General features: G+C 70.9%; 21 protein-coding genes. 14 read left to right on the forward strand and 7 right to left on the reverse strand.

The annotated features are described in order from the left end of the window. The first annotated feature begins 7 nt into the window (after positions 1-7). From JI739_RS04950 to JI739_RS05010, 13 genes are all read left to right on the forward strand, one after another. Positions 8-1,201: an acyl-CoA dehydrogenase family protein gene (locus JI739_RS04950; protein WP_201682701.1), complete on the forward strand. Its 1,194-nt coding sequence runs from the start codon at positions 8-10 to the stop codon at positions 1,199-1,201. A gap of 20 nt (positions 1,202-1,221) precedes the next feature. Continuing rightward, the gene (locus JI739_RS04955) at positions 1,222-2,355 is read left to right on the forward strand and encodes an acyl-CoA dehydrogenase family protein (protein ID WP_201682702.1); all 1,134 of its coding nucleotides are present in this window, start codon (positions 1,222-1,224) and stop codon (positions 2,353-2,355) included. 35 nt (positions 2,356-2,390) lie between these two features. After that, complete coding sequence (locus JI739_RS04960; RefSeq protein ID WP_236589065.1) at positions 2,391-3,395, forward strand: Bug family tripartite tricarboxylate transporter substrate binding protein; 1,005 nt, start codon at positions 2,391-2,393, stop codon at positions 3,393-3,395. A gap of 1 nt (position 3,396) precedes the next feature. Further along, positions 3,397-4,614 carry a thiolase family protein gene (locus tag JI739_RS04965; protein ID WP_201682703.1) on the forward strand — a complete coding sequence of 406 codons (1,218 nt, stop codon included), beginning with the start codon at positions 3,397-3,399 and terminating at the stop codon, positions 4,612-4,614. Positions 4,615-4,618: 4 nt separating this feature from the next. Then, positions 4,619-4,999 carry a Zn-ribbon domain-containing OB-fold protein gene (locus JI739_RS04970; RefSeq protein ID WP_201682704.1) on the forward strand — a complete coding sequence of 127 codons (381 nt, stop codon included), beginning with the start codon at positions 4,619-4,621 and terminating at the stop codon, positions 4,997-4,999. A 9-nt stretch (positions 5,000-5,008) separates the two neighbouring features. Beyond that, positions 5,009-6,208: a CaiB/BaiF CoA transferase family protein gene (locus JI739_RS04975; protein WP_201682705.1), complete on the forward strand. Its 1,200-nt coding sequence runs from the start codon at positions 5,009-5,011 to the stop codon at positions 6,206-6,208. 34 nt (positions 6,209-6,242) lie between these two features. Further along, entirely contained in the window at positions 6,243-7,244 is a 1,002-nt protein-coding gene (locus JI739_RS04980; protein WP_201682706.1) for a DODA-type extradiol aromatic ring-opening family dioxygenase, read from the forward strand. A gap of 5 nt (positions 7,245-7,249) precedes the next feature. Further along, complete coding sequence (locus tag JI739_RS04985) at positions 7,250-7,945, forward strand: RraA family protein (RefSeq protein ID WP_201682707.1); 696 nt, start codon at positions 7,250-7,252, stop codon at positions 7,943-7,945. Then, on the forward strand, positions 7,942-8,619 hold the full coding sequence (locus JI739_RS04990) for an RraA family protein (RefSeq protein ID WP_201682708.1): 678 nt from the start codon (positions 7,942-7,944) through the stop codon (positions 8,617-8,619). The genes JI739_RS04985 and JI739_RS04990 overlap by 4 nt, the downstream gene beginning before the upstream one ends. Next, positions 8,616-9,278, forward strand: a complete 663-nt coding sequence (locus JI739_RS04995) for a 4-carboxy-4-hydroxy-2-oxoadipate aldolase/oxaloacetate decarboxylase (RefSeq protein WP_201682709.1) — start codon at positions 8,616-8,618, stop codon at positions 9,276-9,278. The genes JI739_RS04990 and JI739_RS04995 overlap by 4 nt, the downstream gene beginning before the upstream one ends. Further along, a complete protein-coding gene (locus tag JI739_RS05000) occupies positions 9,265-10,047 on the forward strand; it encodes an enoyl-CoA hydratase/isomerase family protein (RefSeq protein ID WP_201682710.1) in 783 nt (260 codons plus the stop codon). Before JI739_RS04995 ends, JI739_RS05000 begins: the two co-directional genes overlap by 14 nt. 1,317 nt (positions 10,048-11,364) lie before the next feature. Continuing rightward, complete coding sequence (locus JI739_RS05005; protein WP_201682711.1) at positions 11,365-12,597, forward strand: NAD(P)/FAD-dependent oxidoreductase; 1,233 nt, start codon at positions 11,365-11,367, stop codon at positions 12,595-12,597. A gap of 88 nt (positions 12,598-12,685) precedes the next feature. Then, a complete protein-coding gene (locus JI739_RS05010; RefSeq protein WP_201682712.1) occupies positions 12,686-13,210 on the forward strand; it encodes a DUF421 domain-containing protein in 525 nt (174 codons plus the stop codon). A 17-nt stretch (positions 13,211-13,227) separates the two neighbouring features. Here JI739_RS05010 and JI739_RS05015 read toward each other — a convergent pair whose 3' ends face one another. The 5 genes from JI739_RS05015 to JI739_RS05035 form a co-directional block, all read right to left on the reverse strand. Next, the gene (locus tag JI739_RS05015) at positions 13,228-14,556 is read right to left on the reverse strand and encodes a DUF2254 domain-containing protein (protein ID WP_201682713.1); all 1,329 of its coding nucleotides are present in this window, start codon (positions 14,554-14,556) and stop codon (positions 13,228-13,230) included. Next, positions 14,553-15,530: a mechanosensitive ion channel family protein gene (locus tag JI739_RS05020; RefSeq protein WP_201682714.1), complete on the reverse strand. Its 978-nt coding sequence runs from the start codon at positions 15,528-15,530 to the stop codon at positions 14,553-14,555. The genes JI739_RS05015 and JI739_RS05020 overlap by 4 nt, the downstream gene beginning before the upstream one ends. Before the next feature lie 10 nt (positions 15,531-15,540). Then, the gene (locus JI739_RS05025) at positions 15,541-17,370 is read right to left on the reverse strand and encodes a sensor histidine kinase (RefSeq protein WP_201682715.1); all 1,830 of its coding nucleotides are present in this window, start codon (positions 17,368-17,370) and stop codon (positions 15,541-15,543) included. A gap of 109 nt (positions 17,371-17,479) precedes the next feature. After that, positions 17,480-18,490 (reverse strand): AI-2E family transporter, encoded by a 1,011-nt coding sequence (locus JI739_RS05030; protein ID WP_201682716.1) that lies wholly within the window; start codon positions 18,488-18,490, stop codon positions 17,480-17,482. A gap of 2 nt (positions 18,491-18,492) precedes the next feature. Further along, complete coding sequence (locus JI739_RS05035; protein WP_201682717.1) at positions 18,493-19,575, reverse strand: AI-2E family transporter; 1,083 nt, start codon at positions 19,573-19,575, stop codon at positions 18,493-18,495. Between the two features lie 212 nt (positions 19,576-19,787). On the opposite strand from JI739_RS05035, the gene glgP reads away from it, so the two are divergent. After that, the gene (glgP, locus tag JI739_RS05040) at positions 19,788-21,467 is read left to right on the forward strand and encodes an alpha-glucan family phosphorylase (RefSeq protein ID WP_201682718.1); all 1,680 of its coding nucleotides are present in this window, start codon (positions 19,788-19,790) and stop codon (positions 21,465-21,467) included. 184 nt (positions 21,468-21,651) lie between these two features. Here glgP and JI739_RS05045 read toward each other — a convergent pair whose 3' ends face one another. Both JI739_RS05045 and acnA read right to left on the reverse strand, forming a co-directional pair. Next, positions 21,652-22,866, reverse strand: a complete 1,215-nt coding sequence (locus tag JI739_RS05045; RefSeq protein WP_201682719.1) for an FAD-dependent monooxygenase — start codon at positions 22,864-22,866, stop codon at positions 21,652-21,654. Continuing rightward, on the reverse strand, positions 22,863-25,730 hold the full coding sequence (acnA, locus tag JI739_RS05050; RefSeq protein ID WP_201682720.1) for an aconitate hydratase AcnA: 2,868 nt from the start codon (positions 25,728-25,730) through the stop codon (positions 22,863-22,865). Before acnA ends, JI739_RS05045 begins: the two co-directional genes overlap by 4 nt. Positions 25,731-25,843 lie beyond the last annotated feature (113 nt).

A 25,843-nucleotide genomic window follows, 5' to 3' on the forward strand; every position in this document is an offset into this window, starting at 1 on the left:
CGATCCCATGAAACTGCCCTACTCCGAGGCCGACGAGGCCTTCCGCCAAGAGGTGCGCGAGTTCGTGCGCACCCGGCTGCCCGGCGACATCCGCCGCAAGGTCGAACTCGGCCTGCGGCTGGAGCACGCCGACTACGTCACCTGGTTCCGCATCCTCGAATCGCGCGGCTGGCTCACGCCGGGCTGGCCGGTGGAGCATGGCGGCCCGGGCTGGAACCACCTGCAGCGCTTCATCTTCGACGAGGAGACGCTGCTCGCGAACGCGCCGCGCATCATCGCCAGCGGCATCCAGATGCTGGGGCCGGTGCTGATCGGCTTCGGCACCGCGGAGCAGAAAAGGAAATACCTGCCCGACATCCGCCAGAGCAACACCTGGTGGGCCCAGGGCTTTTCCGAGCCCGGCGCCGGCTCCGACCTGGCGGCCGTGCGGACCACGGCCGTGATGGACGCGGACGGCAAGCACTTCGTCGTCAACGGCCACAAGGTCTGGACCTCGTACGCCCAGTGGTGCTCGATGATGTTCGCCCTGGTGCGCACCGACCCGCAAGCGGCCAAGCCGCAGGAGGGCATCTCCTTCCTGCTGATCGACATGGCCTCGCCCGGCGTCACCGTGCGGCCGATCCGCATGCTCGAAGGCGGCACCGATTTGAACGAGTGCTACCTGGACAACGTGCGCGTGCCGGTGGAGAACCTGGTGGGCGAGCTGCACAAGGGCTGGACCTGCGGCAAGTACCTGCTGGGGCACGAGCGCACCGGCATCGCCGGCATCGGCTCGTGCAAGCAGCAACTGGCCCGCGCCCGCCAGCTGGCCGAGCGCCAGGGCCTGGGCGGCGACCCGCTGCTGCTGGCCCGGCTGGCGCAGTTCGAGGTGGAGCTGATCGCACTGGAGGCCACGGCGCTTCGCCTGCTCAGCGCCAACCAGCAAAGCCGCGTGCCGGCGGTCGAGGCTTCCATGCTCAAGGTGCGCGGCACCGAGCTGCGCCAGGCCATCTTCGAGGCGCTGCTCGACATCGCCGGGCCGGACGCCATTCCCTTCGAGCCCGAGTGGCAGTTCCTGGAGCAGCTGGACCAGGCGATGGTGGACGAACCGCTGGTTTCCGTCGCCGCCAACTGCCTCGACTCCCGCAAGCTGACCCTGTACGGCGGGACCAACGAAGTACAGCGCAACCTCATCGCCCGCGCGGCGCTGGACGCCTTCTGACCCGCGCGAGGAACGCAGACATGGACTTCTCCCTCGACGACGAACACCTCGCCCTGCGCGAGGCCGTGCAGCGCTTCTGCGATGGCGAATACCCGGCCGAACACCGCGGTGCGCCCGAGACGCCCGAGGACCAGCGGCGCCGCTGGTCGGGCATGGCCGAACTGGGCCTGCTGGGCCTGAGCATTCCCGGCGCCTTCGGCGGCAGCGGACAAGGCCCGGTCGAAACCATGCTGGTCGCCCAGGAGCTGGGCCGCGCGCTGGGCGGCGGCGCCTTCGTGGCGTCCACCGTCGTGGCCGGCACGCTGCTCGCGCAACTCGGGTCGGACGCACAGCAGCAGCAGTGGCTGCCGGCACTGGCCACGGGCGAGATGCAGGCGGCCCTGGCCCTGGACGAGCCCGGCACCCGCTACGACTGGGACCGCGCGCAGCTGCGGGCCAGCCGTGATGGGGACGACTGGGTGCTCGATGGCAGCAAGGCCGGCGTGCCCCATGGCGATACCGCGCAGCTGTTGCTGGTGCTGGCACGTGTCGAAGGCGCAGCCGATGGGGACGCCGGCCTGGCGGTCTTCGCGGTGGACGCCGCCACCGCCGGCGTGCAGGTGCGTGGCCATGGCACCCTGGACGGCCGCCGTGCCGCGCAGGTGCGCTTCGAGCAAGTCCGCGTGCCCGCCACCCGGCTGCTGGGCGCGGTCGGTGGCGTGCGCGACGCGCTCGAGGCCGCGCTCGACGCCGGCACCGCCGCCCTGTGCGCCGAAGCCGCAGGAGCGGTGGAAGCGCTGATCGTGCACACCACCGAGCACCTGCGCACCCGGCGCCAGTTCGGCGCCCCGCTGGCCAAGTTCCAGGTGCTGCAGCACCGGCTGGCCGACCTGGTGATCGCGCTGGAGCAGCTCAAGTCCATGGCCTGCATCGCCGCCATGTCGGTGCAGCAGGGCGAGCCGGCGAGCCGCCGCCGGGGGGTCTCGGCCGCCAAGGTGCTGGCCAGCCAGCTCGGACGCCAGGTCGGCCTGGCCGCCATCCAGCTGCACGGTGCCATGGGCATGACCGACGAATGCCGCGTCGCCCATTACGCCAAGCGCCTGCTGGTCATCGGCCAGCTGCACGGCGATGCGGCCTGGCACCTGAGGCGTGTCGCGACCGCGAACGCCCGCTGAACCCTTTTTCCACCACCACCCCGGAGACACACCCCATGAAATGCACCCGCCGCGGCCTGATGGCCGCCATGGGCCTGGCCCTGACCTTGAGCGTCGCGCAGGCGCAAACCGCGCCGGCCGCCGCCGCACCCGCCGCGTCCAGCCAGGCCGTCAAGCTGCTGGTGGGCTTTCCGCCCGGCGGCTCCACAGACACCCTGGCCCGGCTGCTGGCCGACAAGCTCTCGCTGGTGCTGCGGCAGCCGGTGGTGGTGGAAAACAAGCCGGGCGCCGGCGGCCGCATCGCGGCGCAAGCCCTCAAGGCGAGCGCGCCCGACGGCCTGAACTTCATGGTCGCGCCCAACGCCACGCCGGTATTCCAGGCGCTGCTCTACCCCGTGGACGTGCTGAAGTTCGACGTGCTCAAGGACTTCGCTTCCGTGGGCGTGATCGCGTCCTACCCCTTCGCGCTGGCGGTCGGCCAGCAGACCGGGGCCACCCAGGTCAAGGACTACGTCGCCTGGCTCAAGGCCAACCCGCGCCAGGCCAGCTTCGGCACCGCCGGCGCCGGCGGCCAGACGCACTTCACCGGCATCCAGTTCGGACGCGCGATCGGCGTGGACATGCAGGCCGTGCCCTACCGCGGCAACGGTCCGCTGATCACCGACCTGCTCGGCGGCCAGGTGCCCGCGGGCGTGATGACGGCGGGCGACATCCTGCCTCAGGCGCGCAGCGGCCGCGTGCGCGTGCTGGGGGTGTTCGGCGGCAAGCGATCGCCGCTGATGCCCGAGGTGCCCACGTTGAAGGAACAGGGCATCGACATCGACGCCGGGGACGCCTGGACCGGCATGTGGGCCCCGGCCGCCACGCCCCGGGAGCACATCGAGCGCATGCAGAACGCGCTGCGTTATGTGGTGGGCCTGCCGGAAGTGCGCGAGGCCATGCAACGTGCGGCCCTGCAGCCCGACTTCCAGCCGGCCGCCGAGATGGACGCCTTGCTGCGCAAGGAACTCGCCTACTGGGGCCCGGTGATCAAAGCCTCCGGCTTCAAACCCGAGCAGTGACATGAGCTTGAATGGCAAAGCCCACATCGTCGGCGCCTACGAGCACCCGAGCCGCCTGGCCGAGAACCTCTCGGTGGCCCGCCTGCACGCCGACGTGGCGCGTGGCGCGCTGGAAGACGCGGGCCTCACCAAGGACGACATCGACGGCTACTTCTGCGCCGGTGACGCGCCCGGCCTGGGCACCACCCAGATGGCCGAGTACCTGGGCCTGAAACTGCGGCACGTCGACTCCACCGAGTGCGGCGGCTCGGCCCCCATCCTGCACGTGGCGCACGCGGCCGAAGCCATCGCCGCCGGCCGCTGCCATATCGCGTTGATCACGCTGGCCGGCCGGCCCCGTGCCGCCATGGCCGAAGCGCAGGCGCGCGCAGCCGCCGCCGCCGGCGAGGGCAAGCCCGCCAAGGCGCCGCTCGCGCTCAAGGCGCCCGATCCCGACGAGCCCAACGCCGCCTTCGAGCGGCCCTACGGCCCGACCACCCAGAACCTCTACGGCCTGGTCGCGCGCCGCCACATGCACGAGTTCGGCACCACCCCTGAGCAGCTGGCCTGGATCAAGGTGGCGGCCTCGCACCACGCCCAGCACAACCCGCATGCGCTGCTGCGCAAGGTGGTCACCGTGCAGGACGTGCTGCAGTCGCCGATGGTGTCCGACCCGCTGCACCGGCTCGACTGCTGCGTCATGACCGATGGCGGCGGCGCGCTGATCGTGGCCCGCCCGGAGATCGCGCGCGAACTCAAGCGGCCGCAGGTGGTGGTGCGCGGCACCGGCGAGGCGCCCAAGCACGCCATGGGCGGGCGCATCGACCTCACGCACTCGGCCGCCCTGTGGTCGGGCCGCCAGGCCTTCGCCGAGGCCGGCGTGTCTCCGGCCGACATGCAGTACGCCTCGCTCTACGACAGCTTCACCATCACCGTGCTGATGCAGCTGGAGGACCTGGGCTTCTGCAAGAAGGGCGAAGGCGGCCGCTTCGTCGCCGACGGCAACCTGATCTCGGGCGTGGGCAAGCTCCCCTTCAACACCGACGGCGGCGGGCTGTGCAGCAACCACCCGGCCAACCGCGGCGGCATCACCAAGGTGATCGAGGCCGTGCGCCAGCTGCGCGGCGAAGCCCACCCGGCGGTGCAGGTGCCCAATTGCACCTGGGCCCTGGCCAACGGCATCGGTGGCGCCCTGGCCTCGCGCCACACCGCCGCCACCCTGATCCTTGAAAGGGTCTGAAGCCATGACCAGACTCATCGCTGCGCAGGTGCTGCCCGAATCCCTCCCCTACTGGCAGGCGGCCGATCGCGGCGAGCTGCTGCTGAAAGGGTGCCGCGCCTGCGGCCAGGTGCACCACTACCCGCGCGACGTGTGCCCGTTCTGCCTGAGCGCGGACACCGAATGGGTGCCCGCCAGCGGCCGCGGCACCCTCTACAGCTACAGCACCATGGGCGCCGGCGACAAGGCCTACACCCTGGCCTACGTCACGCTGGCCGAGGGCGTGACCCTGATGACGCGCATGGTCGATTGCGACCCCGCGCAGCTGCACGTGGACATGCCGGTGCGCGTGGTGTTCCGCCCCTCGCAAGGCGGCCCTGCCGTGCCCGTGTTCGCCCCCGCCTGAGGAACCACGATGACCGACCGCAAGGGCCCGCTGGCCCGCTTCACCATCCTGGACGCCTCGCGCGTGCGCGCCGGCCCCACCGCCATCCGCACCTTCGCCGACCTGGGCGCGCGCGTGATCAAGCTGGAGATCCCGCCCGGCGCGCCGGGTGGCGACGACATGATCGGCGGGCGCGACCACAACCGCGCCGACTACGAGAACCTGCACCGCAACAAGGAGAGCCTCACGCTCAACATGAAGACGCCCGAGGGGCTGGAGATCCTGCGGCAGCTGGTGCGGCAGGCCGACGTCTTCATCGAGAACTGGCGGCCCGACGTGAAGCACCGCCTGGGAGTTGGCCCTGAGGAGCTGCGCGCGATCAATCCCCGGCTGGTGTACGCCAGCATCTCGGGCTTCGGCCAGAGCGGCCCCTATGCCCGCTGGCCCGGCTTCGACTCGATCGCCCAGGGCATGGGCGGCCTCATGAGCGTGACCGGCAAGCCCGGCGAAGGGCCGATGCGCGTGGGCATTCCCATCGCCGACCTGTGCTCGGGCCACTTCTGCGCGCAGGCGATCATGGCGGCGCTGCTGGAGCGCGAAGTCACCGGCGAAGGCCAGTGGGTGCAGACCTCGCTGCTGGAAGCGCAGATCGCCATGCTCGATTTCCAGGCCGCGCAGTGGCTGATCGACCGCAAGGTGCCGCAGGCCAGCGGCAACGAGCACCCGCTGACGGTGCCCACCGGCGTGTTCGCCACGCGCGACGGCTTCATCAACATCGCCGCCATCGGCCAGACCATGTGGAAGCGCCTGTGCGAGGCACTGGGCGCGCCGCAGCTGGTGCAGGAACCGGGCTTCGGCTCCGACCCCGAGCGGGTGGAGAACCGCGACCGCGTGAACGCCGCCGTGGGCGAGCTGCTGCGCACGCGCGGCACGCAGGAATGGACCGAGCGACTGATCGAGGCCGGCGTGCCCTGCGGGCCCATCTACAGCGTGGACCGCATGTTCGATGATCCGCAGGTGCGCCACATCGGCATCGCCCGCCCCATGCACCACCCGGAGCTGGGCGAGGTGGAGGTGGTGGGCCTGCCGATGCAGTTCTCGCGCCATCCGCGCGACGCAGGGCCGCTGGAGCCCGCCCCCGAGCAGGGCGCGCAGACCGATGCCATCTTGTCCAGCCTGGGCTGGGGCGCCACCGACATCGCGCGGCTGCGCGCCCGGCACGTGGTCTGATCCACGCTGCCGCAACCGACAAAGGAATCGACACATGGCACGACTCGTCGCAGCGTTCGGCTCATCGCACAGCATCATGCTGGTGTCCCGGCGCGAGGACTGGCAGCACGGCTTCAAGGTCATCGACAGGACCAACCCGCACTACTACGACCGCGAGGGCCGCAAGACCGACTACGCCGCCCTGCTGGCCGCCGCGCCGGCCGACGCGCAAGCCCAGGTGACGCCCGATCGCATGGGCGAGCGCTTCGACGCCGCCCAGGCCGCGATGGACCAGTTGGGCCAGCGCATCCGCGACGCCCGGCTCGACGTGCTGCTGGTGGTGGGCGACGACCAGACCGAGCTGTTTCGCACCACCAACAATCCGGCGATCGCCATCTACTACGGCAAGACCATCCGCAACACCGCGCGCGAGCCGGCGCAGGCGGGCGACCCCTGGCCCAAGACCGCGCGCATGTGGCGGCACGAGCCGGAGCAGGACCGCGAGTACCCGGTGGCCAGCGAGCTGGCCGAGTGGCTGGTGCGCGAGCTGTGCGACCGCGACTTCGACATCGCGGCGATGGACGGCCTGGAGCCCGGCCAGTCGGAAGGCCACGCCTTCCAGTTCGTGCACCGGCGCCTGCTGGCCGGGTACGAGCTGCCGGTCATCCCGGTGATCCTGAACACCTTCGATCCGCCCAACCAGCCGACCCCGCGCCGCTGCGTCGCCCTGGGCCGCGTTCTGCGCGAGCTGGTCGCGCAATGGCCGCAGGAGCTGCGCGTGGGCGTGATCGCCTCGGGTGGCCTGAGCCACTTCGTGGTCGACGAGGAACTCGACCAGCAGGTGCTCTCGGCCATCCGCCGCAAGGACAGCGCGGCGCTCGCGGGCTTCGATCCCGGGCGCCTGCAGGCCGGCAGCTCGGAGATCCGCAACTGGCTGGTGGTGGGCGAGCTGGCGCGCGATCTGGACCTGGATTGGGTGGAGTACATCCCGGGCTATCGCACCCCGGCGATGACCGGCACCGGCCTGGCCTTCGCCGCCTGGAAGACCCTGGACTGAATGACATGAGCGACGAAAACATCCAACGATTGCGCCGGCTCGATGCCTGCGCGGTTTCCGACGCCCTGGACAAGCTGGGCCTGCCGGGCGTGGTCACCGGGCTGCCTCAGCGCAGCGGCCGCGACGACAGCGGCGGCGGCCGCATCGCCGGCCGCGCGGTCACCATGAAGGTGGGCCCGGGCGAGCGGCCGCCAGGGCCGCCGGTCCACCTGGGCTGCAGCGCCATCGAACACGCCGGCCCCGGCCAGGTCATCGTGGTCGAGCAGCGCAGCGGCGTCAAGGCGGGCTGCTGGGGCGGGCTGCTGACCCTGGGCGCCCGCCTGCGCGGCGTCGAAGGCGTGGTCGCCGACGGGCCGCTGCGCGACGTGGACGAGGCCATCGGGTATCGCTTTCCGATCTGGAGCCGCAGCCTCACCTCACGCACCGCGCGCGGCCGCGTGGTGGAGCTGGGCACGCAGGTACCCGTGACCATCGGCGCCGAGGCCGGCGGCCAGGTGACGGTGCAGCCGGGCGACTATGTGCTGGCCGACCGCAGCGCGGTGATCTTCATCAGCCCGCTCCACATCGAACGCGTGCTGGATGCGGCCGAGTCCATCGTGGCGCGGGAAGCGGCGATGGCCAGGGCCATCCTGGCCGGCACGCCCATCTCGCAGGTGATGGGCGGCAACTACGAACACATGCTGGAGAAAGAAAAACCATGAGCACCGAACCCGCAACCACCGACCGCAACGTCGCGCGCGCCGCGCGGCTGGACACCGCCACCCTGAGCGATGCGCTGGACAAGCTGGGCATCGCCGGCCAGTGCTACCGCATCAAGCCGCGCGACGGCGGCTTTCGCATGGCTGGGCGCGCCTGGACGCTGCTCTACGGCCCGGCCGGCAACCCGGCCGGCACGGTGGGCGACTACATCGACGACGTGCCGCCGGGCAGCGTGATCGTGCTGGACAACGGTGGCCGCGACAACGCCACCGTGTGGGGCGACATCCTCACCGAGATCGCGCACCGGCGCGGCATCGCCGGCACCGTGATCGACGGCGTCTGCCGCGACACGCACCTGTGCATCTCGCTGGGCTATCCCGTGTTCAGCAAGGACCACTGGATGCGCACCGGCAAGGACCGCGTGCAGGTCGAGGCCACCGGCGTGCCGGTCAACATCGGCGACGCCCGCGTGGCACCCGGCGATCTGGTCAAGGGCGATGCCGACGGCGTGGTGGTGATCCCCCGCGCGCACGAGGACGCCGTGCTCGACACGGCCGAGGCCATCGAGGCCGCCGAGGAGCGCATCCGCCAGGCGGTGCGCGGCGGCATGCGGCTGGACGAGGCGCGACGCGAGTTCAAGTACCACCAGTTGCAGACGCGGGAGGTGACTCCGTGAAGCGGCACGACCCGGCCCTCACCACCCGCCTGGGCGTGCCGCGCCTGGGTGCCGCACTCATCGAGCAAGCCACGCGGCTGCCCACCGCCACGCTGCACGAAGCCGGCGGCAAGATCGGCGCGCTGCCCAGCGCCATCAAGCCCCTCGATGCGTCCATGCGCTTTGCCGGCACGGCCCTCACCGTGCACTCGCCGCCCGGCGACAACCTCTGGCTGCATCGCGCGCTGGAACGGGTGCAGCCCGGCGACGTGATGGTGGTCAGCTGCAGCGGCGCCTACGAGCACGGCTACTGGGGCGAGATCATGGGCACCATGGCCCGCGTCCGCGGCCTGGCCGCGCTGGTCATCGACGGCTGCGTGCGCGACGGTGCGCTGCTCACGCAACTGGGCGTGCCGGTGTTCGCGCGCGGCCTGTGCATCCGCGGCACCGGCAAGGATTTCGGCGCCATCGGCTGGATCGATCATCCGGTGGCCATCGGCGACGTGGTGGTCGATGCCGGCGACCTGGTGGTCGGTGATGCCGATGGGGTGGTCGCCATTCCGGCGGCGCAGGCGGCTCCGGTCCTGGAGGCGGGCCGTGCCCGCGAGGAGCAGGAAGCCGCCATCCTGCGCCGGCTGGAAGCCGGCGAAGCCACAATGAACGTCTATGGCTGGAACTGAACCCGCCCCCCCCCTGCTGGAGGTCGCCGACGGCATCGCCACCGTGACCCTGCGCCGGCCCGCGCACCGGAACCGGCTGGAGCACGGCGACCTGCAGGTGTTGATGGCTCATTTCGAACACATCGACGCCGATGCCGGCATCCGCGTGCTGGTGCTCACCGCCGCCACCGAAGGCCAGCCGAGGCCGGTGTTCTGCGCCGGCTACCACATCGGCGAGTTCGACCAGGGCCAGGACCCCGACCTGTTTGAAAAAGTCGCGGACCGCCTGGCGCGGCTGCGTCCGGTGACGGTCTGCGGGCTCAACGGCAGCGTGTACGGCGGCGCCACCGACCTGGTACTGGCCTGCGATTTCCGCGTCGGGCTGCAAGGCATGGAGCTGCGCATGCCGGCCGCCGCGCTGGGCCTGCACTACTACCCGGGCGGCCTGCGCCGCTACGTGGCCACCTTGGGCCTGCAGGACGCGAAGCGGGCTTTCCTGTCCGCCCGGCCATTCTCGGCTGCGCGCCTGCTGCAGGCGGGGGTGCTGGACGAGTTGGCGCCCAGTGAAGAGTCGTTGCGCGCGTCGGTCGCGCAACTGGCCGGCGAGATCGCGGCGCTGGCGCCGTTGGCGGTGCAGGCGATGAAGCAGTCGCTCAACGACGTGGCGATGGGTGGCGCGGACGACGAGGTGCTGCGCGCGCGCAGCAGGCTGACGCAGGCGAGTGAAGATTTCTCGGAGGGACGGCTGGCGTTCCAGGAGAAGCGCCAGCCACGGTTCGTGGGGCGGTGACGCTCGCTGGGCCGCATCGATCCCCGGGGTGCGTTCGATCCGGGCCTGTCGCCCACCGTTTGCCCACCGTTTGCCGTGAGCCTGTCTCCCACCGTCGCCCTGAGCTGTCGGCCACCGTTCCGTTCGCCTTGAGCTGTCTCCCACCGTTCGCCCTGAGCTGTCTCCCACCGTTCGCCCTGAGCTGTCTCCCACCGTTCGCCCTGAGCTGTCTCCCACCGTTCGCCCTGAGCCTGTCTCCCACCGTTCGCCCTGAGCCTGTCGAAGGGCCCCGGACGGGGATCGTGCCGGAGAAGACTTCTTCGTTCCGGGTCTTCGCAGCAATGGCTACAAGACTTCAGTTGAAGAGGCCTCGTCCCGGCAACGTCACGGCGGGGGCCCTTCGACGGGCTCAGGGCGAACGGGGTGACGCTCAGGGCGAACGGCGTGACGCTCAGGGCGAACGGGGTGACGCTCAGGGCGAACGGCGTGACGCTCAGGGCGAACGGGGTGACGCTCAGGGCGAACGGCGTGTGGCTCAGGGCGCGCGGCGTGACGCTCAGGGCGAACGGCGTGACGCTCAGGGCGAACGGCGCGAGGCTCAGGGCGCGCGGGGTGACGCTCGGTGCGCGCGGGGTGACGCTCGGGCGTGCGGGGTGACGCTCGGGCGCGCGGGGTGACGCTCGGGCGTGCGGCGTGAGGCTCAGGGCGCGAGGGGTGACGCTCGGGCGTGCGGCGTGAGGCTCAGGGCGCGAGGGGTGACGCTCGGGCGCGCGGGGTGACGCTCGGGCGTGCGGCGTGAGGCTCAGGGCGCGCGGGGTGACGCTCGGGCGCGAGGGGTGAGGCTCGGGCGCGCGGGGTGACGCTCGGGCGCGAGGGGTGGGGCTCAGCGCGCGCGGGGTGATGCTCACGGGGGCGGCAGGCTCATCGCGACGGGAGCGGTTCCTCCCAGGCCGAGCGCAGCGATGGCCCGCGAAGAAAATCCCCTGTGGCTGCGCCGAGGAGCGCAGGGCGGCGGGGAAAAAGAAGCGCAGACTGTCTGAGCCCCGCAGGGGCGAGTTTCTGCGCTTCCCCCGCCGTCCGAGCACCGCAGGTTGCCCTCGGTACCCGCAGGGTGCCGAGGGACGCAGACAGTGGGGTCGCCTTTCTTTGGTTCCTTTCTTTGGCGAGACAAAGAAAGGGACTCGCCCGCCGGGGCGACATCCCGGCTAGCCGCGAGCGCTACAAGAACCGAACCGTAAAGGTGTCCTCCGGCAAGACCATGCAGGGGGCCCTTCGGCAGGCTCAGGGCGAACGGGTGGCGGGGCACACCCAGCGCCATGCCGTGGGTACGATCTCCCCATGAAACAACGAGTCATCGTGCTCGGCGCCGGTATGGTCGGCACCTGCAGCGCCATCCACCTCGCCCTGCGCGGGCACGAGGTGCTGCTGGTGGACCGAGGCGACCCCGGGCGCGAGACCTCCTACGGCAACGCCGGCCTGATCCAGCGCGAAGCCGTCGAGCCCTACCCCTTCCCGCGCGAGTGGACGCGGGTGGCCCGCGCCGCGGCCAGGCTCGGAGTCGACGTCAACTACCACTTCGACGCCCTGCCCGCCATCGCACGACCCCTCGCGCGCTACTGGCTGAACTCGGCGCCTGCCGCGCATGCCCGCGCGTCCGCCGCCTACGAACGGCTGATCGCCCACTGCCTCACCGAACACCAGTTCCTCATGGACCGCATCGCCGCCGACGACCTGGTGCGCCGCGACGGCTACCTCTGGGTGTTCCGCCATGAATCGACCTTCCAGGAAGCCCGCGCGCGGGCCCGGCGGCTGGCCGAAGACAGCGGCGTGCGCCACGTCGTGCTGGAGACGGAAGCCGTGAGAGCGCTGCAGCCCATGCTGCAAACGCGCCTGCCGGCCATCCATTGGCTGGACCCGTGGGCGGTCAACGATCCCGGCGAACTCGTCGCGCGCTATGCCGCCTTGTTCCGGCAATCGGGCGGGCACATCGTCACGGGCGACGCGCTCACGCTGGCCGAATCGAGCACCGGCTGGCAGGTACGCACGGCGGAAGGCGTGGTCGATGCGCCGCACGCCGTGGTCGCCCTCGGCCCCTGGTCCGACGCCTTGCTGCGCCGCCTGGGCTACCGATGGCCCTTGTTCGTGAAGCGCGGCTACCACCGCCACTACCGCATGGACCCCGCGCCGCCGCTGGCGATGCTGGATGCCGATTCGGGGTTCGTGCTGGCGCCCATGCGGACGGGGGTGCGGCTGACCACCGGCGCCGAGTTCGCCCGCATCGATGCGCCCGCCACCCCGGTCCAGCTGCGCCGCGCCGAAGTGCTGGCGCGCGGCCTGCTGCCCCTGGGAGAACCGGTGGAAGCGACGCCCTGGCTGGGCGCCCGGCCGTGCACGGCCGACATGCTGCCGGTCATCGGGGCCGCGCCCCGCCACCCGGGCCTGTGGCTCAACTTCGGACACGCCCACCAGGGCTTCACCCTGGGCCCGGTCAGCGGGCGGCTGATCGCCGAGCTGGTCGATGGAAGTCCCACGCTGGTGCCGCTGGACGCGTACGCGCCGACGCGGTTCTGAAGCCCCCGCGCGGCGACATGCGCTGCTACCATCCGCGCCCCCGGGGCCCGGCCCCGGGGGCGAGCGATATCGAACATGAAGGACCGATATGTGGTTTGACTCGTGGAGCGGCATCGGCCGCGTGTTCCTCGTGGGGTTCGCCAGCTATGTGGTGCTGGTGCTGGTGCTGCGGGTGTCGGGCAAGCGGACCCTGTCCAAGCTGAACGCGTTCGACCTGGTGGTCACGGTGGCCATGGGGTCGGCCCTGGCGACCACGCTGCTGTCCAAGGACGTGGCCTTCCTGGAGGGCCTCGCCGCCTTCCTGGTGCTGGTGCTGGGGCAGTACGCGGTGGCGCGGCTGTCGGTGAATTCGGGCCGTTTCGCCCACCTCGTGCGGTCGGAGCCGCGGCTGCTGGTGCACCGCGGGCGCTTCCTGGATGGCGCCTTGTCCGACGAGCGGGTCCTGCGCGACGAGGTGTTTTCCTCGATCCGCGCCGCCGGCATCGGGCGCCTGGAGGACGTGCAGGCCGTCGTCCTGGAGACCGACGGTTCCATGACGGTCTTGCGTTCCCTTCCCGACCAGGGGCCGGGAACGCTGCACGGCGTGCGGCATCCGGATACCCCCGAGGCCTGAGCGCTGAGCTGGGAGCCCTAGGCCGGCTCGTCCGGCTCCAGCCGCCGCATGTCCTGCGCCAGGTCCGCGGCCTGCCAGCGTGCCAGCATGAGCTGCGACGACCGGGCGGGGTCGGCCAGCGATCGCCGGATCGCCGTGGCGACCCAGGCGATGGCGCGGCGGCGCTGCGGATCGTCGGTGGCTTCGCCGATCGGGCGCAGCCGCTCCAGGATGCGCGCGAGCAGCAGCGGCTCCTGGCGGGCGTGGTGCACGACCGCGCCGAACGAGCGGATGACGATGTCCCGGAAATCCGGCACCGGCGCGATCACGCGCAGCTTGCCATCGGCCATGCGATAGGGATCCGGCATGCGTCGGCGCGCCAGGCGCGACAGGAGCGCGGCCAGCCGGTCCACGCACAGGGCGGCGGTGGTCGGGTCGTTGATCCCGGGTGAGAGGGCCTTGACCGCGACATCGACGAGTTGCTGGATGGCGAAGATCGGATCCTGCTCCACCGTCCGCTGCCGGCCCAGGGTGATCGCATCGAGCAGCAGTTTCTCCTGGGCTTCGTCGATGGGGGCGCAACCGCTCATCTCCACGACCACGCTGTCGCGCATCACGAAGTCGCCGATCCGGGGTCGCAGCCGCACCACCCGGTCCTGGGCGCAGGCGCAGGAAAGCAGGTCATCGCTGGCGACCGCGGTCAGGTAGCCCTCCGATGCGGCCCGGATGCCGGTCCAGGCCATGGGCACGACGACGACCGGCGGATCGGTGCGGGCGGGGCCTTCGCCGATTTCCTCGGGAAAGAGATTCGCGATCGCCTTGTCCGCCTCGTCGGCGATGCGGGCCACGATGAACGAGGCCTGGATGCTCTGGGCGACATGGTGGATGAAGAAGATCAGCAGCGCGATGGCCGCGAACGCGTAGGCCATCGCGCCCAGCACGGCGGCGGCAGGAATGAAGTTGCCGAGTTCTTCGTCGCTGCTGCGGATGGTCCGCAGGACCACCAGGCAATAGGCGAAGCAGCCGACGAAGATCCCCAGCACGTACTGGGTCGGACGGTCGCGCATGAAATTGCGCAGCACCCGGGGCGAATACTGCGAGGCCGCCATCGACAGCGCGACGATGGTGATGGAGAACACCACCCCGGCCACGGTGATCATGGAAGTGGCGATGGCGCTGAGCATCGCGCGAGAGCCGTCCGCCCCGGCCGCGAGCAGCCGCGGCCACTGGGCGACCATCTCGTCGCCCACCAGTTCAGACATCTCCACCAGCCCCACGGCCGCCGCGATCGACACCAGCACCATGATCGTCGGGACGAACCAAAGGCTGGAGCGCAGCAGGGTCCACAGGCGGCTGACTTCGTTCATCGACGCGGCTCCTCCGGCGGACGGGCACCTTGCCGCTCCATCGCTTCGGCGAGCCGCGGCGCCCGCTCGGGCGGTCGGTCACCGGCGGGCCAGCCCTCCCGCTGGCGCCGACGGTCGCCGTCGGAGGCCTCGGTCTGGTCATGGAACAGCACCTGCTGCGTGGGAAACGGCAGGTCGATCCCCGCCTTCACCAGCGCGACCTTCACCCGTTCGAGCACTGCATCGCGCACCACGAAGACGTCGGCCTGGCGCGGAGGATGGATCCACCAGCGCAGCCGCAGGTTGACGCTGCTGCCGGCCAGGTCCACCACCAGCGCCTCCGGCGGCGGATCGGCGAGCACGCCCTCGATGCCGCGCACGGCTTCGAGCATGGCGTGGCGAGCGTGCGCGATGTCGTCGCCGTAGCCGATGCCCACGTCGTATTCCAGGCGCCGCCTGTCGAAGGCCGTGTTGACCGTGACCGGATCGGTGAAGAGCGTCGAGTTGGGAATCACCACGCGCCGCCCGTCATAGGTGCGGATCAAGGTGGCGCGCGTCTGGATCTCCTCCACCGTGCCCTCGAAGCTGCCCGAGACGATCTGGTCACCGATGCGGAAGGGCTCGGCCAGCAGGATGAGGATGCCGGCCAGGAAGTTCTGCAGGATGTCGCGGAAGGCGAAGCCGATGGCGACGCTGGACAGGCCCAGCACGCTGATCAGCTGTCCGGGCGTGAAGCCCGGGATGGCGATCACCAGCGAGGTCAGCAGGCCCAGGAACAGGATGGCGCCGTACGCGAGCCGCCCGAGCACCAGGCCCAGGTTCTGGCGCCGCCGCCGGCGCACGGCGAAGGCGCGCGCGCTGGCGCGCACCACATGCGCGACGATGACGAACAGGACGAAGACGACGACGGCCACCACCAGGTAGGGCAGGCGCTGAGCGAACCCGGTGGCCATCGCCTGGACGGCGCCGGTGGCTTGCGACAGGTCGAATTCCATGGCTTGCTGTTCAGGCCAGCGGCAGCTGGACGATGAAGGTCGACCCGTGGCCCGGACCCTGGCTTTCGGCCCATACACGGCCGTTGTGGCGTTCCACTACCCGCCGGACCACGCTGAGCCCGATGCCCAGGCCGCGGCGCTGCACCCCGCGCGGCCCGACCTGGACGAAGAGCCCGAAAACGCGGTCGAGATCCTCCGGCCGCATGCCGATGCCGCTGTCCTGCACCCTCAGCTCAGCGCAGGGCACGGGCTGGTCCAGCCGGTGCAGTCGCACGTGGATCGAGCCGTTCGCCGGCGTGTAGCGCAGGGCGTTTACCAGCAGGTTGATGACCATCTGCTGGAGCCGGTCGGCATCGCCCTCGATCTCGACCGCGTCGAGCGACAGATCCAGCCGGTGATCGCCCGAGGCCTGGGCCAGCTCGAGCACCTGCACGGCCTGCCGCACGACGTCGGCCAGGTCGACGCGCGTGACCTCCAGCGGCACGTTGCCGCTGATGAGGCGGCCCACCTCGGTCAGGTCTTCGACCATCCGCGTCAGCGCGCGCGCCTGTCGCTGGATGGCCTGGGCGAGGCTGCGCGCGCGGGCATCGTGCTCCAGGCGCTTGTCCAGCGCGCCAGCCCCGTGCAGCACGGCGGCCAGCGGGCTTCTCATCTCGTGCCCCAGCACGCCCAGGAACTCGTCCTTGAAACGGTTGGCCTCGTCCGACTCCCGCCTGGCGGCCTGCTCCTTGGCCAGCAGCTCGGCCCTCGCCCGCTCGAGCTGCTCGGCCCGCTCGTCCTGTTGCCGAAGCAGCTCGGCCGCCTGCACCAGCCCTTGGCGGATCGTCTCGAACTCGCGGATGGCGATGGGCGATTGCTCGACCTTGCGGTCCACGACCATGTGGGTCGCGTTGCGCGACAGCCGGTCCGCGCCACGCACGAGGACGTGCCCGAACCACCAGGCCAGCGCCGAGCCGATGCCGGCCAGCGCCGCCACCAAGGCCAGGTGGTGGCGGATGCTGCTCAGCAAGGTCTCCTCCCAAGGCCCCGCCGGCACGGCGATGAGCAGGGTCCAACCGGTGCCGGGCAGCCGCGACCAGGCGCCGTACGCATCCACGCCTTCGCGTGTCACGACCCGCACCAGCCCCGTGCGCTGCTCGCCGAACGCGGGGGCCCAGTCGTCGCTCACGAACTTGCCGAGCCAACGCTGCGGCTCCGAGGTCCGGGTCACGATGCGGCGGTTGGTGTCGACCACGGCCGCCACCCCGCCCTGCCGGCTGACCAGCGGCATCAGGCGCTGGGACCAGGCCGTCACGTCGATGCTGCCCACGAGCACCCGCTCGGCACCGCCCAGCACCACGGGCACCACGAAGGACGCGAGCAAGTCGCCCTGGCTGCGGCTCTCATACAGGTTGCTCACCAGCGGCTGCATCAGGTGCAGCGCCCGCTGCTCGTGTTCGATCAGCCGGGGAGGCACCCACCTGGACTCGCGCAGGCGCGTGTTCCAGATTTGAGAACCAGTCGCGGAGTTGAGCGCGACCGCCCTCAGGTCGGGGTTGATCGCCAGCAGCGCACGGGCGCGGCGTAGCAGGCTGGCTTCGGCCGCATCACGCTGCACCGGCAGGTCCAGCGTGATCGCCTGGAGCTTGCGCAAGCCCGATTCCAGTTCCCGTCCGATGGAATCGCCCAGCGCGTCCGCCACGCGGGCCAGCTGCGACTGCATCATGTCGCGCTGCGACACCCAGGTGCGCCAGCCCAGCCACGAGGCGATGGCTGCCGACGTGAGCAGCACGCTGAGGGTCAGGGCCAGTGTCACCGTGCGCAGGGACAGGCTCTGCGTCGAGCGAAGGGTCGGCGCCATCCGCGCAGATTTTGCCGGGGCGCGGTTCACTGGCGGGGCCGCTGGAGGCTGCGCGGCCGCATTGCGCGCCATCGTCCTACGCCACCGGAGCGGGGCAGCCGGCTGAGCTTCAGGGGCCGGCGTCGACCGGCCTGGATTCGAGGTAGTGCTCCACATACAGCTGGCGCACCAGCACCATCAGCACCACCATCATGGGCGTGGCCAGCAGCACGCCCCCCAAGCCCAGCAGCGTGCCGAAGACCAGCACCGCCACCAGGCCCAGTACGGGCGGCAGGCGCACGGTCCAGCGCTGCGCCAGCGGCGTGACGACATAGGCCTCCAGCTGCTGCACCGCCAGCATCACCACCGCGACGTACAGCGCCGTTTCGGGGCCGACGGTGAAGGCGAACACCACCGCGAGCACGCCCGCGACCAGCGGCCCGAAGAAGGGCACGAACTCCAGCAGCCCGGCCAGCAGCGCCAGCACCACCGGCAGGGGCGCACCCACCAGCGCCAGGCCGATCCAGGTGAACAGGCCGACGAACACCATGGCAATGCCCTGGCCCCTCAGCCACCCTGCCAGTGCCTGGCCGGCGCAACGCAGCGCGGCGTCGGCCAGGTCGCGCCGATCGACCGGGAACAGACGCAACAGCCCGTCGTGGTACAGCCGCCGCTCCGCTGCCAGGTAGATGCCCGCCGTCAGCACCAGCAGCAGGTGCAGGACCACGGTGATCGTCAGTCCCGCCGCGCTGGCCAGTCGCGGCCACGGCAGCCCGTCGCCGGTGGCCCGGTCCCAGAGCGAGAGCACGCGTGATCCGAGCGGCTGCGAACCGAGCCACGCGCGCAGCTTGGCGATCGCGTCGTCGAAGTTGTCCCGGAGCGTTTCGACCTGGTCGCTGACCTCGACGCCGATGAACCACACCAGCGAGGACAGCAGCACCATGGCCACGATCACCGTGACCAGCACCGCCAGCTGGTGGCGCATGGCTGCCAGCCGGTTGATCCAGTCCGCGGCGCCGCTCACGATCACCGCCACGATCACGGCGCCGAACACCAGCAAGCCCACCTGCCGCAGCCACCAGGCGAGCACCAGCAGCGCCCCCAGTGCGAGGGCGACCAGGACGCGGGAGACGAAGGGCATGGTCAAGCCCGGCGGCCGGGCGTGCCCGGCACCTTGACCGGCTCTCCCAGCACGTCCTGCTGATAGAGCATCTTCACGCCCACCATCAGCACCACCAGCAAGGGGGTGGCGAAAACGGCACCGGCAATGCCGAACAGCAAGGTGAACGCGATGGCCGCCACCAGGATCAACGCCGGCGGGACCGACACGGCCTTTTTCTCCACCAGGGGCTCGAACAGGTTGCCTTCGGTTTGCTGGATCGCCAGCACCAGCAGGAGCGCGTAGACCGCGGTCGTCGGATCGACGGTCAGCGCCACCAGCACGATGGGGATGCCGGCGACGATGGAGCCGAAGAAGGGCACGAATTCCAGCAGGCCGGCGATGACGCCCAGCGGAACGGCCAACGGCACGCCGACCAGCAGCAGGCCTGCCGAAGTCACCAGCGCCACCAGCAGCATCACCACGGCACGGCCCATCAGCCACAGCCACAGCGCACGACCGCACGCGTGCAGCACCTCCCGGATCCGGGCCTGCCGGTGCCGGGGAAACAGCCGCACCGCGCCCTCGACATAGAGCTGCGGCGACACCGCCAGGTACAGCCCGGCGAAGGCCACCACTACGATGCTGAGCGCACCTTCCACCGTCTTGCCCAGCATGGCGGGCAGCTGCCCCAGCACGCTGGTGCCGCTCCTGACCCCTTCGGAGGCCGCCGACAGCACGGACTCTCCCCAAGGCAGCTGCGCCACCATCTCGCGCACCCGCTGCACGCCCTCCTGCAGCGTCTGCGACAACTGGGACAGCTCGCGGCCCATGGCGGCGCCCATGGCCACCGCGCCACCGACCACCAGGACCAGCAGCAGCGCCGCCACCGCCACCGTGCCCACCGCCATCGACAGGCCCGTCCAGCGGTGCACCGGCCGCGCCAGGCCGCGCAGGAACACGGCCAGCAGCACGCCACCGAATGCGAGCAGCAGGGCCGGGTAGATCCACCACAGCGCCAGCACCAGCGCCACCAGCCCGATGACGATTCCCGTGAGGCGGACCATCGTTCGGGATCGAGGTTGTTCGGCGACGGACGGCTCGCCCGCTTCGGGAGGATGACTCATGCCGCGATTGTTGTGCCGCCGGCAGGCGGCGGGGAAACAAAGCGCAGCGCTGAGATGACACCGGCACCCCGCGCCCCGGCACGGGCGGTAGCAGACGTTCGATCTCGTCACGCGGGCGAGTCGCCCCGGCGGGCGGCGACCGCGTTAACCTTCCCGGCCAGCCCGACAGCCCTCGTCGAACGCCCTCCGGGCGGGACGACCAAGAACAAGTCATGACATCAGCCCGACTCCCCCGCATCGCCTACTTCTCCATGGAAATCGCCTTGGAGGACGGGATCCCCACCTACAGCGGCGGCCTGGGCGTGCTGGCCGGCGACACCATGCGCAGCGCGGCCGACCTGGCGTTGCCCGTGGTGGGCGTGACGCTCGCCAGCCGCAGCGGCTATTTCCGCCAGCAGATCGCCGCCGGCGCCCAGCACGAGCAGCCGCAGGACTGGAACCCGGCCAGCCGAACCGAGCCGGTGAAGCTGAAGGTGCCGGTGCGGATCGGCGGCCGTGAAGTCTGGGTCACGGCCTGGGAGTACCGGGTCTCGAGCCGTTGCGTCGACTCGCAGCCGGTGCCGGTGCTGCTGCTGGACACCGACCTGCCCGAGAACCATCCGCAGGACCGCTCGCTCACCGGCGCGCTGTATGGCGGCGACAACCCGTACCGGCTGGCCCAGGAGATCGTGCTGGGCATCGGCGGCGCGCGGCTGCTCGCGGCGATGGGCCTGGGCATCGACAAGTACCACCTGAACGAGGGGCATGCCGCCCTGCTGACGCTGGAGCTGCTGCGCGACCGGCTGCAGGCGCCTGGGGCCACGCCGGAGGCCGCCATCGAGTCCGTGCGCCAGCGATGCGTCTTCACCACCCACACGCCGGTGCCGGCGGGCCACGACCAATTCGAGTACGACCTCGCGTTCGCCTACCTGGGCGAGCCGGTGCCGCCGGGGCTGCTGCGCTCACTCGGCGGGGCCGAGCGGCTGAACATGACGCGGCTGGCGCTGAACCTCAGTGGCTGGGTCAACGGCGTGGCCCAGCGCCACGCGGAGGTCTCGCGCACCATGTTCCCGGGCTACGAGGTGCATGCGATCACCAACGGCGTGCATCCCTGGTCCTGGGCGTCCGACGGGCATCGCGCGCTGTATGACCGCTACGTGCCGCACTGGTGCCACGAGCCCGAACAACTGATCCACGCCACCCGGATTCCGCTGCCGGAGATCGCGCAGGCCCACGCCTCGGCCAAGGAGGCGCTGCTGCGGACGGCTGCCGAACGGGTGGGCGACCATGGCCTGCGGATGGACCGGCTGACCGTGGGCTTCGCCCGGCGCATGACGGCCTACAAGCGCCCCCTGCTGCTGTTCTCGGACCTGCCGCGACTGCGCCGCATCGCGCAGCGCTGGCCGCTGCAGATCGTGATGGGCGGCAAGGCGCATCCGCGCGACCTGGAAGGCAAGCAGCACATCGAGCGCCTGCACGGGCTGGCGCGCGAGTTGGCGCCGGAGATTTCGCTGGTGTTCCTGCCCGACTACGGCATGGGCCTGGCGCGCTGCATGGTCCCGGGCGTGGACCTGTGGCTGAACACGCCCCAGCGCCCGCTGGAGGCCTCGGGCACCAGCGGCATGAAGGCGGCGCTGAACGGCGTTCCCAACCTCAGCGTGCTGGACGGCTGGTGGCTGGAAGGCTGCGAGGAAGGCATCACCGGCTGGGCCGTGGGCCCGGACGGCCCGCACGACCCGGCGGTGGATGCGCAGTCGCTGTACCAGAAACTGGAACATGTGGTGGCACCGATGTTCTACCAGGATCCGCAGGCCTGGCACTTCCTCGGCCGCGAGGCCATCTCGCGCAACGGCTCGCAGTTCAATTCACACCGGATGCTGCGGCGCTATGTGCTGGAGGCCTATTCGCGGTGAGGAAGGAAGAGGCTTCCTCCGGATAGGTCGGTGCGGGGGCCCTTCGACAGGCTCAGGGCGAACGGGGGTGGGGCTCAGGGCGAACGGGGGTGGGGCTCAGGGCGAACGGGGGTGGGGCTCAGGGCGAACGGGGGTGGGGCTCAGGGCGAACGGGGGTGGGGCTCAGGGCGAACGAGGGTGGGGCTCAGGGCGAACGAGGGTGGGGCTCAGGGCGAACGAGGGTGCTCGTCGGCGCCTCCCCGTACAACCAGGGAAGGTCCATCAACCGCGCCCCCAGCAGGCGCAGCGACGCATCCCGCGCGAGCCGCAGCGGGCCTGCGGCGTGGAAGATGACCCCGTTGCGCAGCGAGCGGCGCTGCACCCGCGCGCAGCGTGCCCAACGGGCCTGCGCATAGCGGGCGAAGGCCTGCTCCACGGGCAGCTGCGTCGCCAGCAGGCGGCCGAGGACGTGGGCATCTTCGAGCGCCATGGCCGCACCCTGCGCCAGGTAGGGCCGCATCGGATGCGCCGCGTCACCCAGCAGCGCCAGCGGGCCGCGGGCCATCCCGGCGGGGCCGGCCAGCGGCGGCCGGTCGTGCAGCACCCACATGCCCCAGGCGGGCACGCACTCGAGCAGCTCGCGCAGCGGGCCGCCCAGGCGCAGCCGCGCCAGGTCCGGGCCGGCTGACGCGGCGGGGTCGTCCCAGCCGGCGCGGTCGCCCGAAGTGGATTGCTCGATCACGCAGACGAGGTTCAACGCCTCGCCCGCGCGCACCGGGTAGCTGACCGCATGCAGGCGCGGGCCGAGCCAGGCATGGACCTCCGGGGCGCGAAACGGCGCCGGCACGTCCTGCATCGGCAACAGCGCGCGCCAGGCCACGTGGTCCGACGCGCGAGGCGGACCGTCGCCCAGCAGCCATTGCCGCAGCGCGCTCCACAGGCCGTCGGCACCGACCGCCGCATCCGCTTCCAGCGCGGATGCGGCGCTGCGGCGCAGCCGCACCCGGCCTTGCGCCAACTGCAGGTCCTGGACCCGCGCGCCGGTCTGCAGGTCGACGCCGGCCTCGCGCACCGCCTGCAGCAGCGTGGCTTGCAGATCGGCCCGGTGCACCGTGAGATAGGGGGCGCCGTAGCGCCGGTCGAATGCCGGGCCCAGCGGCAGTGACGCCAGCTCGCGGCCGCAGGCCGCATCGCGTGCCACCAGCCGCTGCGGGTGCGCGGCGCGCGCGGCCATCGCGTCCAGCAGCCCGAAGTCGCGCAGCACGCGCGTCGCGTTGGGGCCGAGCTGGATGCCGGCGCCGACCTCGGACAGGCTCGCCGCCTGCTCCAGCACGCGCACCTGCCAGCCGGCGCGCGTTGCGGCCAGCGATGCCGCCAGGCCACCGATGCCGGCGCCGGCGACCACCAGGTGCCGGGTCACTGCGCCAGCAGCTGGCGCAGCACGAAGGGCAGGATGCCGCCGTGGCGGTAGTACTCGACCTCGATCGGCGTGTCGATGCGCAGGGTGACGGTGAGCTCCCGGCGGCTGCCGTCGGCGCGGGTGATCACCAGGCGCGCATCACTCATGGGCCGCAGGCTGGCATCGGGCTCGACGTCCACCCGCTCGGAGCCATCGAGCTGCAGCGACTGCCAGCTGTCCGCGCCCTTGAACTGCAGCGGCAGCACGCCCATGCCCACCAGGTTGCTGCGGTGGATGCGCTCGAAGCTGCGCGCGATGACCGCGCGGATGCCCAGGAGCTGCGTGCCCTTGGCCGCCCAGTCGCGCGAGGATCCGGTGCCGTATTCCTCGCCCGCGAAGATGACGGTGGGCCGGCCCTGGGCCATGTAGCGCATGGCGGCGTCGTAGATGGACATCTCCTCGGGCTGGCCGCCGCCCTCGCCGCGGTACAGGGTGAGGCCGCCTTCCACGCGCGAGCCGTCGGGGCGCGCCGGCAGCATCAGGTTCTTGATGCGCACGTTGGCGAAGGTGCCGCGCATCATGACCTCGTGGTTGCCGCGGCGCGAACCGTAGCTGTTGAAGTCGAGCTTGCTGACCCCCTGCTCCTTCAGGTAGCGGCCGGCTGGCGAGCTCTCCTTGATGTTGCCCGCGGGCGAGATGTGGTCGGTGGTGATGGAGTCGCCGAACAGCGCCATGACCCGGGCACCAGTCACCCGCTCGGGCGCCGCGGTGGTTTCGCGGGCCATGCCGAAGCGATCGAAGAACGGCGGCTCGGCGATGTAGGTGCTGGGCGGCCAGGCATAGGTCTCGCCGGTGACGCCCTCGATGCGTTCCCACAGCGTGCCGGGGTCGGACTTCACCTTGGCGTAGTTGCTCTGGTAGGCCTTGCCGTTCAGGGCGTACTTCATCAGCGCGTGAATCTCGTCGCTGGTGGGCCAGATGTCGCCCAGCCACACGTCCTTGCCGCCGTGGCCCTTCCCCACCGGCTCGGTCATCAGGTCGCGCAGCACGGTGCCAGCCAGCGCGTAGGCCACCACCAGCGGCGGGCTGGCCAGGAAGTTGGCCTTGATGTTCGGGTGGATGCGCGCCTCGAAGTTGCGGTTTCCCGAGAGCACGGAGGCACAGACCAGGTCGTTCTTGCTGATGGCCTCGTTGATTTCGGGTGCCAGGTCGCCCGAGTTGCCGATGCAGGTCATGCAGCCGTAGCCGGCGACGGTGAACCCCAGTTGCTCCAGGTACGGCAGCAGGTCGGACTTGACCAGGTAGTCGGTGACGATGCGCGAGCCGGGCGACAGCGAGGTCTTGACATGCGGCCTGACCTTCAGGCCCGCCTGCACCGCCTTCTTGGCCAACAGGCCGGCCGCCACCATCACGCTGGGGTTGGAGGTGTTGGTGCAGCTGGTGATGGCGGCGATGAGCACGTCGCCGTTGCCGATGTTGAGGTCCTCCTGCACGTGTTGCGGCCCGGGGTCGGCCTCGGCGATGGCTGCGCGCCTCGAGGGCTTGTTGGCTTCCATCTCCAGCTCGAAGCGCGGGGCCGCGGCTGGTGTGTCCGGCGTCACCGGCACCTTCACGTCGGGCAAGGCCTCGATGTCGACCAACACGCGCGTGAGCAGCGTCTCGGCGGGCTGGTTGAAGCCGTTCTCGGCGGGTGGCTTGCTGAACAAGCTCGTGAACTGTTTCGCCAGGTGACCAATCTCGATGCGGTCCTGCGGGCGCTTGGGACCGGACAGGCTGGGCGCCACGTCGCCCAGGTCGAGGCGCACCACCTGTGAGTAATCGACCTCGCCGGCCAGCGGAACGCCGAACAGCTTCTGCGCCTTGAAGTAGGCCTCCAGCGCGGCGACCTCCTCCTTGCTGCGGCCCGTTCCCGTGAAGTACTCGATGGTCTTCTCGTCCACCGGGAAGAAGCCCATGGTGGCGCCGTACTCGGGCGCCATGTTGCCGATGGTGGCGCGGTCGGGCACGGCCAGGGTGCGCGTGCCCTCGCCGAAGAACTCGACGAACTTGCCCACCACCTTGTGCCTGCGCAGGATCTCCGTGATGGTCAGCACCAGGTCGGTGGCGGTGCAGCCTTCGCGCAGGCGGCCGGTGAGTTCGAAGCCGACCACGTCGGGCGTGAGGAAGTACACCGGCTGGCCCAGCATGGCGGCCTCGCCCTCGATGCCGCCCACGCCCCAGCCGACCACGCCCACGCCGTTGATCATGGTGGTGTGGCTGTCGGTGCCCACCAGGGTGTCGGGGTAGTAGGTGTCGCCCGCGCCCTTGTGCACGCCACGTGCCAGGTATTCGAGGTTGACCTGGTGGACGATGCCGAAACCGGGTGGCACGACACCGAAGGTCTGGAAGGCCTGCATGCCCCATTTCATGAACTCGTAGCGCTCGCGATTGCGCTGGAATTCGAGCTTCATGTTCAGGTCGAGCGCATCGCGCGTGCCGTAGTGGTCGACCATGATCGAGTGGTCGACCACCAGGTCGACCGGCACCAGCGGTTCGATGGCGCTGGGCTTCTTGCCCAGGCGGGCCGCGGCGCTGCGCATGGCCGCCAGGTCGGCCAGCAGCGGCACGCCGGTGAAGTCCTGCAGGACCACGCGGGCCACCACGAACGGAATTTCTTCGGTGCGGGAGGCGTTCGGCTGCCAGTTGGCAAGCTGGCGCACGTGGTCGGGCGAGATCTTCAGGCCATCGCAGTTGCGCAGCACCGACTCCAGCACGATGCGCAGGGACACCGGCAGACGCTGCAGGTTGGGAAATTCTTCAGCCAGGGCAGGCAGCGAAAAAAGCTGACCGCTTTTTCCTTGGCTGATCTTGAAGGGCCGAACCGTGTGGGCAAACGCATGAGTCATGCTGGGGCGTCCTCTCTCTGAAACCGGACATTTTGCCGCGACCTGTCGCCTGCGGGTGTCAACGCCTCCGTCAGCTTAGACCCTGTAGGAACTACCAGGGGTGAGCCGCCACA

Source organism: Ramlibacter aurantiacus (assembly GCF_016722895.1).
Classification (GTDB): domain Bacteria; phylum Pseudomonadota; class Gammaproteobacteria; order Burkholderiales; family Burkholderiaceae_C; genus Ramlibacter; species Ramlibacter aurantiacus.